This window comes from Trichlorobacter ammonificans, from assembly GCF_933509905.1.
GTDB lineage: Bacteria > Desulfobacterota > Desulfuromonadia > Geobacterales > Pseudopelobacteraceae > Trichlorobacter > Trichlorobacter ammonificans.
Window position 1 is genome coordinate 2,969,877 of the sequence record NZ_OW150024.1, and the last position, 12,709, is coordinate 2,982,585.

Annotated in this window: 8 protein-coding genes; 2 read left to right on the top strand and 6 right to left on the bottom strand. The window is 61.7% G+C overall.

From position 1 onward, the window contains the following. Positions 1-37: 37 nt before the first annotated feature. The 3 genes from RAK07_RS13610 to RAK07_RS13620 form a co-directional block, all read right to left on the bottom strand. Entirely contained in the window at positions 38-1,624 is a 1,587-nt protein-coding gene (locus RAK07_RS13610; protein ID WP_305733377.1) for a ShlB/FhaC/HecB family hemolysin secretion/activation protein, read from the bottom strand. Between the two features lie 12 nt (positions 1,625-1,636). Next, on the bottom strand, positions 1,637-3,838 hold the full coding sequence (locus RAK07_RS13615) for a CHASE2 domain-containing protein (protein ID WP_305733378.1): 2,202 nt from the start codon (positions 3,836-3,838) through the stop codon (positions 1,637-1,639). A gap of 108 nt (positions 3,839-3,946) precedes the next feature. Further along, positions 3,947-4,702 (bottom strand): hypothetical protein, encoded by a 756-nt coding sequence (locus tag RAK07_RS13620; protein ID WP_305733379.1) that lies wholly within the window; start codon positions 4,700-4,702, stop codon positions 3,947-3,949. 313 nt (positions 4,703-5,015) lie between these two features. Between RAK07_RS13620 and RAK07_RS13625 the strand changes: the two genes are divergently transcribed. Then, the gene (locus RAK07_RS13625) at positions 5,016-5,618 is read left to right on the top strand and encodes a UbiX family flavin prenyltransferase (protein WP_305733380.1); all 603 of its coding nucleotides are present in this window, start codon (positions 5,016-5,018) and stop codon (positions 5,616-5,618) included. A 19-nt stretch (positions 5,619-5,637) separates the two neighbouring features. On the opposite strand, the gene RAK07_RS13630 is transcribed toward RAK07_RS13625, so the two are convergent. The 3 genes from RAK07_RS13630 to mtnA are packed head-to-tail and all read right to left on the bottom strand — an operon-like array spanning position 5,638 to position 11,116. After that, positions 5,638-6,894, bottom strand: coding sequence for a glutamate-5-semialdehyde dehydrogenase (locus tag RAK07_RS13630; protein ID WP_305733381.1), 1,257 nt, complete (start codon positions 6,892-6,894; stop codon positions 5,638-5,640). Continuing rightward, positions 6,891-10,034: a bifunctional [glutamate--ammonia ligase]-adenylyl-L-tyrosine phosphorylase/[glutamate--ammonia-ligase] adenylyltransferase gene (glnE, locus tag RAK07_RS13635; RefSeq protein WP_305733523.1), complete on the bottom strand. Its 3,144-nt coding sequence runs from the start codon at positions 10,032-10,034 to the stop codon at positions 6,891-6,893. The genes RAK07_RS13630 and glnE overlap by 4 nt, the downstream gene beginning before the upstream one ends. 41 nt (positions 10,035-10,075) lie before the next feature. Beyond that, positions 10,076-11,116: an S-methyl-5-thioribose-1-phosphate isomerase gene (gene mtnA, locus RAK07_RS13640; protein WP_305733382.1), complete on the bottom strand. Its 1,041-nt coding sequence runs from the start codon at positions 11,114-11,116 to the stop codon at positions 10,076-10,078. Between the two features lie 361 nt (positions 11,117-11,477). On the opposite strand from mtnA, the gene RAK07_RS13645 reads away from it, so the two are divergent. Further along, positions 11,478-12,692, top strand: a complete 1,215-nt coding sequence (locus RAK07_RS13645) for an efflux RND transporter periplasmic adaptor subunit (RefSeq protein ID WP_305733383.1) — start codon at positions 11,478-11,480, stop codon at positions 12,690-12,692. Positions 12,693-12,709: the final 17 nt, after the last annotated feature.

Genomic DNA, 12,709 nt, shown 5'->3' on the forward strand with positions numbered 1-12,709 from the left:
CAGGGCGCGAAGAAAGCGCCCGGTGGCCGGGCCGGCATCAATACACCAGCGCTCCCTTGAAGTGGACCGCATTGCCGCCCCGCCGTGTGTTTGACGAGTTGTCCAACGCATGTCCCCAGTCCAGACTGAAGCTGAACAGGTCACCGATACCCAGGCGAAAGCCGACGCCTGCACTGGTTAAGGAATTGGATTCCAGCTCTCCGGGCTTGGCCCTGAGGTTATAGCCAACGCCGCCGTCAAAGAAACCGGCCAGGCGGAACTGTGTGCGCGGCACGGCAAGCAGTCTGGCCATATCGGGCGTATAGAGTTCGATACTCCCGCTGAACCCGGCATCCCACGATTCTTCACGTTCCTCGTAGCCACGAACCGAGTTCGCTCCCCCCAGACCGAGCTGCTCACCGGGAATCAGGCGATCAGGTGTGTACTGCCCGCTGCCGAACGAGCGGAGCAGCCAGTCGTTGGGCAGGTAGATCAGCTTGTTGAAGCCGTAACGAAACGCCCAGTAATCGACAACCGTATCCGGCCGGGAGACCTGGAAGGCCTGCGCGTAATAGTCCCTGGTACCCTGCCCCCCCCACGGTTCGTTATGCACGACTCCCAGGGAGCCCTCGAAGGCGAAGATATCGCTGGACCAGCTGCCGCCATAGGCAATGCTGAACGGATGCACCACGTGATCCGGTGCCAGCAGGTTGAAATCGGTTGCCCCCAGTTTCAGGGTGTTGTCGTAGAAACGGTAGTCGAATCCCAGAATCAGCTTCTGTTCATATGCGCCGATCCTCGGCAGCATCAGGTTGTAGCGCACGCCGCTGACAATACCCTTGCCGCCGGAAATGACGTCGGCGATCTTGCCGTTGTCCACATCGGAATAGCCACCGAACAGGTCAATGGTGTCGCCCAGGCCGTACAGCGGAATCCGGTAGGCGCCGCTGATGATCTTGACCTTTTCAACATGGTCCGGCGACGTGGTGTACTGCAAGGTTGCCACATGGTCCCGATCCCACAGATTGGCGTGCTGCAGCGTCAATCCCGTCCGGTAATACCCGCTCTGCGTACTCCCCGTATTATCGCCGCTCAATGCCACTTTCCAGGGCTTCTGGTCCTGCACCTGTACCTGCGCCTTCAATTCGGTTTCCTTCTCCTCGGCCCTGAACTGCAGGGTAAGCTTGCGCCCCGGATTCTCATTAGCTGCCCGGAGATTCTCGGATATGGCGGCGACCCTGGGAGGAACACCGACCTTCAGGGTCGGAAGCGCATTGAGAATGTTGTCGCGGCTGTAGTGCCGGTTGCCCTCCACCAGAATCTCGCTCACCACCGGCTCGATCACGTTCATGACCACGGTGCCCCGTTCCAGCTCCTGTTCCGGCAGAATCACGGTTACCAGGGTGTAGCCCCGCCCCCGGTAGGCCGATTCCAGCTCATCCATCGCTTCCTGCAGGGTGCCGAAGTCCTTTTGCGGTCCGGTGTATTTCTTGAGGATGGCGGCAACCTCCGGAGCCGGCAGGACCGTATTCCCCTCAAGCTGGATACGATTGATGTCGAAGCGCGGCACCACCGTCTCTTCGGCCCACAGGGGCGCGGCACACAGCGCAAGACCGATCGCACCCAGCAGCAGCTGCTTTTTCATGACAACCTCGTTTTATTTGATAGTAAAGGTACAGACACCGTCCCAGGAGGTGGCTGGAGGTTTCAGCCGATACTGCCGGATGCGGTCCCGATAGAGCGCATACAGTCCGCGATCAGGTCTTCCCGCCGCCAGATGCTGCAGCATTCCCTCGGCCTGATCCCACTGCTGCAGGCGATAGGCATGCACCATTTCATTAAACGCCGTTATATCATTCAAATACTCTTTTTCAAGCGCCGCTTCATCGCCGCAGGGCTCAAAAATGGCCACCGGTTGATCCTTGCCCTTGACCCGCACCAAGTCCAGCTCCCGCCAGGCGAACCCGTTGATTCTGTTTTTGGTTTCCTGACCGGCGATCAGCCAGATGCCGTACTGCCGCGTCAGCCCTTCCAGGCGGGAGGCCAGGTTGACCGCATCGCCCATAACCGTGTAGGCAACCCGGTAGCTTGACCCCATGTTGCCCACCCGCATCGGTCCGCTGTTGATGCCGACGCCAATCTGCAGGTCGGGATAGCCACGCTCCGCCATCTCCCGGGAGAGGGACGCCATCCGTCTTCGCATGGCCGTTGCCGCCTGCACCGCGTGCAGGGCATGATCCGGATCATGCAAGGGTGCTCCCCAGAAAGCCATGATGGCGTCGCCGATATATTTGTCCACCGTACCGCCATACTCGTAGATAATGGCCGTCATGGCCGAGAGGTACTCGTTCATGAACTGGGCCAGCTCTTTGGGCGTGAGCTTTTCCGAAATACCGGTGAATCCCACCACGTCGGTAAAAAGTACGGTCATCTCACGACTTTCCGGCTCCATGGTAAAATGCTCCGGGTCCCTGCTCATCACGCCCACGATTTCCGGCGGCACGTACTGACCGAACAGACCGGTGATCTGACGGCGGGAACGGGACTCCACCAGGAATCCGTAGCTGGCATTGAAGGCGTAGAGCACGGGAAACAGCACCATCTGGGAGGCCAAGGGCAGCACCAGACCGGAACGCCAGGCCAGCCAGTTGACGCCGCCGGCCACCAGCAGCACCGTCACCGTCACCCCCAGCGATGCCAACGGCCCCAGAAACGGCAACAGCAGACTGAGCACCAGTCCGCCGAGCGCCAGGGTCGCCAGCTCCGCCCCCCGGGCATAGCCGGGAGCATGGCGGATAGTCTGGTCGAGAATCCCGGCAATCATGGTGGCATGGATCTCCACCCCGGCGTAGACGGCTGATACCGGCGTGGAGCGCAGATCCATCAGCCCCGGCGCCGTGGTCCCCACCAGTACGATGGCCCCTTCAAGCTGCTCTTTCTTGACGCGTCCCTTCAGAATATCCGCGGCAGAGATATAGGGAAAACTCCCCTGGCTTCCCCGGTAGGGGATCAGGGCGCTGGCCCGGCCATCCACCGGAATCCTCAGATCAGCCACCTGCAGCCACTCCAGCACGTCCGGCGCTCCCGGAGGAGTTCCGGGCAGCAGCTCCGGAAGCCCGAACATGGCCCTGAGCACTGCCAGGGAAAGGGATTCGTAATAGCTGCCCTTGTATTCCTGCAACATCGGCACCCGGCGGGTGACACCGTCATGGTCGGGGTCGGGATTGAAATGCCCCCCCAGCCCGGCCGCTTTCTGCAACACCGGAATGTTGGCACCATAGCCGTGCTTGCCGGCAATGCCGCGCACCGCCGCAGTTGCCCGCTCCCTCGATATCGCCGGGGCCGGCAGGACACCGGCAGTCCGCGCCCCCTGGGCCTCGCCGACAAAGTAGTAGCCCAGCACCACCGGCCGATTTCTGAAACGGGAAGCCAGCAGGGCGTCGTAATCGAGCGTGTCCCGCACCCGCGCCAGCTCCCTTCTGAATGCCTCATTCTTCCTGAGGGGGCCGCGGGCCAGTTGTTCCAGTTGCCGGATGCCGGAACTGGTATCCGGTTCGGCGAACACGACGTCGAACCCCACCACCGCCACCTGGTAACGGTCGAACAGCTGGTCCACCATCCGCGCCACCACGTTGCGGCTCCAGGGCCAGCGTCCCACCTCGGCAAGGGATTTTTCATCGATATCCACGATCACGATCCGGTCATCCCGGGTTTCCGGCATGGTCATGGTCAGACGATGATCGTAACTCCAGAGCTCAAGCTGGTGCAGGAAGCGCAAAGGAAGCAGGCCGGCAGCATACAGCAGGGAGAGCAGCACCAGGGCGCTGCCGGCAAGGATGCGCGGGAGCTGTTTTTTCATGCGGGGTCTCAATAAAACGGGGAGTATGCTGACGCTTTCAGCAGTATAAAACAAAAAACGGGGAGCACAAGGCTCCCCGTCGTTTTCCTGCCGAATGTTTGCTGTCGCTCAGAAGTTGATATCCAGCTGGGTGGTAAAGGTAGGCTTGCCGCCATACAGCGTGGTTTGCCCGGGATTGTAGACGTTGGCCCCCACCAGCACCGACACATTGGGGGTAAAGGTCCAAGCGGCCCCCACCGAGATGGCGCCGAACGCATTATTGCCGCTCATATAGTCCACGCCCAGCCAGAGTTTGTCCGAAATTTCGCTGATGGTCCGGTCCCAGGACGCCAGCAGACCGACATTTTGTTTGGTACCGAGATTCTTCTCGGCGCCGTGGTAGCCGCCGACGGAGAACCGTCCCACCACCGGCAGGGTTTTGGCAACCAGCCCGTAGGCAATGTTCGAGGTGGTATTGCCGCCGGTCGCCCCGCGATCAAAGGTGCCGATGCCGAACATACCGGCGGCAACAGCCGGCTGGCCCTTGAAGAAAGCATCTTCGGGAATGGCACCCTTGAAGTTGAAGTAGGCCGGGTGCTGAGCCCCCACGGAACCACCACCGTCGGTCAGAAAATCAACGCCGATCTCAAGCTTGAACTTCTCGAAGGGGAGCACGCCGACGGTCACGCCGGCATTGTAGTAGTTGGAGCCGGCATTGGCATTGTCGGAAAAGCGGACGTAGTTATCGATGCTGATGTTGACTTCCTTAAAACCTTTTGCGTCGGTGGACGGAATCCAGATCTGGCCGGACGGCGTCGCCATGGCGACGCCGGAACAGACGAGAGTCAGTGCTGCTGCCAGCAGGGAGCGGGTAAATGCCTTCATGATGTTTCCTCCTTGGGGGTGTGGTTTGTTGCCGGTCATTGTGTCGCTACACGCCTCACGACCGTAACAGTAAGCATGCCAATTTCATCACCACACGCCGCGCCCCGAACAAGTGTAACAATTTAAGCCACCTACACCTCAACACCCCATCAGGCACGCCGCCAGCCTGCCCCAAACGGGCAGCGCCGACGGCAGAGGCTGCCCAGGCATTCAGCAGCAGCTGATTCTTTTCATAACAGCACCAGCGCGGTATGTTTTTCAGGGAAAGTTGAGGTAGTATGGGACAACTTCGGGCATGACGGGAGAAGATGCAATGAGGATACTGCTTGCCATCACCGGCGCCTCCGGCGCCATCTACGGGCTGCGGCTGGCGGAAGAACTGCTGAAGAGTGGGGTGACACTGACCATGACGGCCAGCCCCAGCGGCATCGGGGTCTGTCGTTTCGAAACCGGGGTGGAACTGGCGGGAGAGCCAGGGGAAATCGCCCGGCTGCTGACGACCCGCTGGCAGACGTCACCGGAACGGCTGAACTTCCGCGACTCCGCCGATCTCTGGGCGCCGGAAGCCAGCGGCTCCGCCGCACCGGACCTGATGATCGTGGCTCCGTGCAGCATGGGTACCCTGGGGCGGATAGCCGCCGGTCTTTCCGGCAGCCTGATCGAACGGGCCGCCGACGTCATGCTCAAGGAAGCCCGCCCCCTGATCCTGCTGCCGCGGGAAACACCGCTCTCCGCCATCCACCTCGAAAACATGCTGCGCCTGTCGCAGGCCGGCGCCCGGATCGTACCGGCCATGCCGGCTTTCTACCATCAGCCGGCCTCCCTGGATGCACTGGTGGATTTCGTGGTGGGCAAGGTGCTGGATCAGGCCGGCGTCCCCCACACGCTCTTCAAACGGTGGGGCGATACGGCGTAGTTCACACGGAGTCGCGTCTTCACTGCCGCACCTGGCCGTCGCCATAGACGATAAACTTGGTGGTGGTCAGATCCTCCAACCCCATGGGACCAAAAGAATGCAGCTTGGTGGTGGAGATGCCGATCTCCGCCCCCAACCCCAACTGGCCGCCGTCGTTGAAGCGGGTGGAGGCGTTCACCAGCACGCAGGAGGAGTTGACCTCACGGATGAACCGCTGGGCATTGGCGTAGTCGCTGGTGATGATTGCCTCGCTGTGCAGCGAGCCGTAGCGGTTGATATGCTCGATGGCCTCGTCCATGTCACCCACCACCTTGCAGGCCAGGATCAGCTCCAGGTACTCTGCGGCCCAGTCATCCTCCGTGGCGAGCGCCGCCTGGGGGGCGTAGCGCCGGAACTCGTCATCACCGCGCAGCTCCACCTGCAGATCCCCCAGGGTTTCGGCCAGCATCGGCACGAAGGCAGCCGCCACATCACGGTGGATCAGCAGTGTTTCCAGGGCATTGCAAACGCCTGGCCGCTGGGTCTTGGCGTTGATGATGATCTTCGTCGCCATGGCAAAGTCGGCGCTGGCATCAACAAAGGCGTGGCAGACCCCCTTGTAGTGCTTGATCACCGGAATACGGGAGTGCTCCACCACAAAACGGATCAGGCTCTCACCACCGCGGGGTATGATCAGGTCGATCAGCTCCTCCTGCTTGAGCATCTCCAGCACCCCCGCCCGTTCCGTGAACGGAATCAGCGACAGGGCCGCTTCCGGTATGCCCAGTTCCTTCATCACTCCCTGCAGTAGTGACGCAATGGCGCGGTTGGAGTGGATCGCCTCGGAGCCGCCACGCAGGACCACGGCGTTGCCGGACTTCAGGCAGAGAGCGGCGGCATCGGCGGTCACGTTGGGCCGCGACTCGTAGACGATACCGATCACCCCCAGCGGTATCCGCATCTTGCCCACCATCAGCTCGTTGGGCCGCTTCCACATTTTGGTCACTTCACCCACCGGGTCCGGAAGGGCAGCCACTTCCCGCAGAGCGTCGGCCATGGCGGTGATCCGCTTCCCGTCCAGCATCAAGCGGTCCAGCATCGCCTCCGACAGTCCCTTGTCCCGGCCCGCTGCCAGATCCTTGCGGTTTTCCACCACCAGGCTTTCGGTGGCGGCCTCAAGGGCATCGGCCATCAGCAGCAGCATCCGGTTCTTGACGCTGGTGGAGAGCCGGGCCAGGGCGAAGGAGGCCTGACGGGCGTTGTGGGCTATGGTTGCTACCTGTTCGGCAATAGTCATGGTGTTTTCTCCTCTTCGGCACCGGCCTGGTCCCCCAGTATCCGGTCATAGACGTTTCTGATCTTTTCCGTTGTTTCCCCGTAGTCCTGCATCAGCTGCCGGCCGGGATGGCGCAGCTTGGGATCGTAGCCCAGTCGCCTGGCCAGCTTATCCAGATAACGCTGGTCTCCCCCCAGGTCGTTGATGGAGTGGTCATGGATCAGACGCAGCCGGTTCTCCAGCTTGCGCAGAAATTTGTAGCCGCTGACCAGCGCCTCGGCATCCTCCAGCAGCAACAGCCCCAGGGCGCCGGCCTCGTTAATGACATCAACGGTGCGGACGATGCGAAGCTGCTGATGGTCCCAGCCGTGGCGCAGTTGCAGGTACTGGGCGACGAACTCCACATCCACCATCCCGCCCCGGCCGGTCTTGATGTTGTAGGCTCCCTCCCGCTCCCTGGCGATCTCGTTCTCCATGCGCATTCGCAGACGGTGGATCTCGCGGCGACCCTCGTCATCCAGACTGGCGCCGAAGACCGCCTGACTGAGTACCTCGGCGATATTGCCGGCCAGTTCCGGTTCTCCCAGCACCACGCGCGCCTTGGAAAGAGCCTGCCGCTCCCAGACCTGGGCTTCGTTCCGGTGGTACTGGGCAAAGGATTCCAGTGACGTGACCAGGGGGCCGGCGTTACCCGAGGGGCGCAGGCGGGTATCCAGCTTGTAGACGTACCCCTCGCGGGTCTGGGTGGAGAGCACCGAGATCAGTTTCTGGGCCAGTTTGGCGAAATATTCATGATTGGTGATCTGCTTGCCGCCGTCGGTCATCCCCTGGCGGTCGTAAATAAAGATGATATCCAGGTCGGAGTGATAGTTGAGTTCCCGGCCTCCCATTTTCCCCATGCCGATGATCGCCATGCCGGCGGAAACGCTTCTCCCTTCCTCCAGATAGCAGGGACGGCCGAAGCGGGCCAGCTCAGCCGTGGCGATGCCGAAGGCCGCCTCCAGGCAGACCTCCGCCAGGGAGGTCAACTGCAGGGTAATGCTTCCCTGGCTCAGGTGGCCGTGAATATCGTTGAGACCGATGCGCAGAAACTCTTCGTGCCGATACCGCCGCAGCACGTCCAGCTGTGCTTCGAAATCCTCCGCTTGCAGCAGCAGGGCGCAGAGTTCCTCACTCATCACCTCTCGTGGCTTTACCATGGAGGCGTAGGTACGGGAAACCATCGCTTCCAGCAACTCCGGATGACTGATCAGGATCTTGGACAAAAACTCCGAGGTGCCGAACAGGGTCGCCAGCAGCTTCAGCGCTTCACGGTTCTCCGCCAGCAGGGCAAAGGTGGCGGAGCGGCCCGACACCGCCGCAAAGAACCGTTCGGTGCTGGCCAGGGCCATATCCGGATCGGGGGACTCCAGCAGCGCCTGCAGAAAGGGAGGAGCGATGCGGGAAAGAATACGGCGGATTCGCTCCGTGGTGTTGCGCTTCAGCGCCCCCCCCCGCAGCATGGCCAGATTGTCGAAGGCCCGGTCCACATCCTCCAGTCCCCGCTGGGCCAGCATATCCTTGACCAGGTCCGGGTCGGCCTTGGCATCCAGCAGGTACAGGATCTCGGGGTTGACCTGCTGCTGTGCCGTCTGCTCCTGCTCGTAAAACAGGCCGCCGTAGATGGCCGAGACCCGACTGCGGTGCTGTTCCAGCACCTCCCGGAACCGCTGGACCCCGTTTTCCCGCAAAAAACCGCAACGCCGGGCCAGGGCGATCATCTCGTCCTCTTTGGCGGGGAGACTATGGGTCTGGCGCTCCTGCACCACCTGGATACGGTGCTCCACCGTGCGCAGGAAACGGTAGGCCTCGCTGAGATGCCGGCAGTCCTCCTCGCTGATCAGTCGCGCCTCCCGTAACAATTCCAGGGCAAACAGGGAGTTGCGCTCCCGCAGCTTCGCGGTCTTGCCGGCATAGACCAGTTGCAGGGCCTGAATGAAGAATTCGATTTCCCGGATACCGCCCCGGCCCAGCTTGAGGTTCTGCTCTCCTTCGCGGTTGCGGGCCAGGGAAGCATCGATTTTCTGTTTCATCAGCTTCATATCCTCGATCAGGGTGTAATCGAGGTACTTGCGATAGACAAAGGGGGACAGGGTCTGCAGAAGCTGTTCCCCCAACTCCTTCGAACCGGCCACCGGCCGTGCCTTCAGCATGGCGGTCCGCTCCCAGGACTGGCCCCAGGATTCATAGTATATTTCGGCGGAGCGGAGCGACACCGCCATGTCCCCTGACTTCCCCTCGGGCCGCAACCCCACATCCACCCGGAAGACGAAACCATCCTCGGTGATCTGGTGCATGGCCCGGGTGGTCAGCTCTGCCAGCTTGTTGAAAAAAGCATGCAGCGACACGACCCCTTTCCGACCGCCCCGGCCGTCGTCAATCCCCGCCGTCTCCCCCTGGTCGGTTTCATAGAAATAGATAATGTCGATATCCGACGAAAAATTGAGCTCCCGACCACCAAGCTTGCCCATGCCGATGACGGTCATGGCCGCCTGCCGCCCCTCCGTAGTCAGGGGGAGGCCATGCTCACAGACCAGCAGACTCTGGCTGGTCTCAAGGGCAACCTGCAGGGTGGCGGACGCCAGATCGGACAGTTCCCTGGTCACCTCTTCAAGGGAGGCAAGGCCGTTTAGGTCGCGGGCAGCGATGCGCAGAATCTCGAATCGCTTGAAGCAGCGCAGCGTCTTCATCAGCAGCGCCATATCCGCCTGCTCCGGCAGGTCACGGCGCAGGGAGCCCAGCAGCTCAGACCGGCTGCGGGATTGCTCCAGTTCATTTCCAACGAACAGGCGGGTGAAGAAGCGGGGTTCCCGATAGATCAGGTTGGTCAGAAACGGGGAGGAGCCGCACAGCATCATGAACTGCGTCAGGCGACGGCGATGAGCAACCACCGCGACAAGCTGACTGCGCTCCACCACGCCGGCCAGGCGCTCGAATCCGTTCAGCGCCATGTCCGGCGACGGTGTATGCAGTGCCGCCAGGGTAATTTTCAGCAGCGTCTCGATGGAGAAACCGTCCAGCAACAGCAGATTGGTTGCGGAACGCGACCCGTAGGCAAACCCCGATGATTCCAGCAACTGCACGAGCCCCTGGTGCCGGGACGGCTCGTCTTCCAGCGCCATGACCCAGGAAAAGCGATGATCGAAGCGGCTGCCGGGCACGGTCAGGCGCCGCCCAGCGCAGCCAGCTGGCTGGAGAAATCCCCGCGAACCACCCCTTTTTCCGTAATAATGGCGGTAATATACCGGGCAGGCGTCACATCGAAGGAGGGGTTGCGTACGCCAATCCCTTCGGGTGCGATCGGCAGGCCGCGGATATGGGTCACTTCCGTGGAAGGACGCTCCTCGATCGGAATGCGGCTGCCGTCGCTGCAGGAAAGGTCGAGGGTCGAGACCGGCGCTGCCACGTAGAAGGGAATACCGTGCTCTCGTGCCAGGACCGCCACCGTGTAGGTGCCGATCTTGTTGGCGGTATCGCCGTTGGCGGCGATCCGGTCAGCTCCCACTACGCAGCAGGTGATCTCTCCCTTTGCCATGAAGAAACCGGCCATGTTGTCGGCGATCAGCGTCACCGGGATACCGTCCTTCATCAGCTCCCAGGCGGTAAGCCGCGCTCCCTGCAGCCAGGGACGGGTCTCGTCGGCAAAAACCCTGATGTTCTTTCCCGCCTCCTGGGCTGCCCGGATTACCCCCAGGGCCGTGCCGTAACCGGCGGTGGCCAGACCACCGGCATTGCAGTGGGTCAGCACCGTTGCCCCATGGGGAATGAGCTCTGCGCCATTTTGGCCTATGGCCTTGCAGATGGCCAGATCCTCCTGCTCGATCAGGATCGCCTCGCGGCGCAGCGCGGTGCGGATATCCTCCAGACTGCCGCCGCGGGCCGCTTCGGCGACCCGCTTCATCCGGTCAATGGCCCAGAAAAGGTTCACCGCCGTGGGGCGGGTACGGCCAATCACCTGGCAGACGTTCTCCAGTTGCCGGAAAAACGATTCCGCAGTATCGGCGACGATCTCCCGTGCTCCCAGGGCAATACCCATGGCTGCGGCCACCCCGATGGCCGGGGCTCCCCGCACGACCATCCCCCGTATCGCCTCGGCAACCGAGGTAAAATCGGTATAGCGGTTATAGATCTCCTCTGCGGGCAAGCGGGTCTGATCCAGCATCACCACTGCGTCATCACGCCATTCAATCGTACGAAACGCCATCGGTCGCCGCTCCTTGTCAGGACTTGGTTCCAGATCGGAAACGAATCGTTTTCCGAGTGAAACCTAAATTGTTTCGTTATAGCGCCCGCACTATTCTCTTTCAACCGTAAAGAGCAAAAAACACCTTTCCGGTCCGGTTGACTTTTTCAATAACGACCACTATTATTTAAGCATACGAAGGGCAACATCATCGGAAAGGAGAATCCTGCCATGTGGACTCAGCGCTTTAGAATTCGTCCGGTGTCTCACTGCAAGGAGGGGTGCCGAATCCGGCCCGTCGGGTGACGTTCCGGCGGGCGTTCTGATCAAAAACCCCGTGTCGGTTGACACGGGGTTTTTCTTTCCGTACTCTTTGTGCGCCATGAAAAAAATCGTCCTTACCGCATTGCTCGTGCTTGCCGGTGCCGGTGCCGTACTCTGGTACGTCAGTCAACGCAGCCCCGCCGTCAGTTTCAAGACCGCGAAGGTTGAAAAGGGCACCGTTGTTGCCGCCATATCGGCCACCGGCACCGTGAATGCCGTGACCACGGTCCAAGTGGGCTCCCAGGTTTCCGGCACCATCCAGAAGTTGCTGGTGGACTACAACTCGCGGGTCAGAAAGGGAGAGGTGATCGCGGAGATCGACCCGGCCCTGTTTCTGGCCCAGGTTGAGCAGGCTCGCGGCAATGCTCTGAACGCCCAGGCAAACCTGCAGAAGGCACGGGTAACCCTGGCCGATGCCACGCGGACCCTGGAGCGAAACCGCCCGCTGGTGGCCCAGGGGATCATCGCCCAGAGCGACTTCGACGCCTCCCAGACCGCCTATGACGCAGCCCTTGCCGGTGTCAAGATTGCCGAAGCCGGCATCACCCAGACCCGCGGCGCGCTGCTGCAGGCGGAAACCAACCTGAAGAACAGCGTCATCCGCTCGCCGGTGGACGGTGTCGTCATCTCGCGCAGCGTTGACGTGGGCCAGACCGTGGCGGCGTCGTTCCAGACTCCCACCCTGTTCACCATCGCCCAGGACCTGACCAAAATGCAGATCGAAACCAGCGTGGACGAGGCTGATATCAGCAGGGCCCGCCTGGACCAGACTGCCACCTTCACCGTGGACGCCTATCCCGACCGCCGCTTCAGCGGCACGGTCTCCCAGATTCGCAGTGCCCCGGTCACGGTCCAGAACGTGGTCACCTACATCGTGGTCATCACCGTCGACAACCGGGACCTGCTCCTCAAGCCGGGCATGACCGCCAATGTTTCCATCGAAACCGGCCGGAGCGACGGTGTGCTCAAGGTACCGGCCGCTGCTCTGCGCTTCAAGCCCCGCAGCGACAAGGAAGGCAAGACAAACGGCGGAACACGGCCGACGAACCGGGAAAAGGGAGCCCCCCTAAAAAGCGGCGCCCCCAAGCAGCAGGTGTACGTGCTGAAGGAGGGCACCCCCCAGCCGGTTGCCGTGCAGACCGGACTTTCCGACGCACGCTTCGTCGAGATTACCGAGGGCACCCTGCAGGAAGGGGATGAACTGATTATCGAACAGATCGACGGCTCGAAGAAGAAACCGGCCGGCGGCATGCCGATGGGACCGCGGATGTAGCCTCCGCGCACCACCGG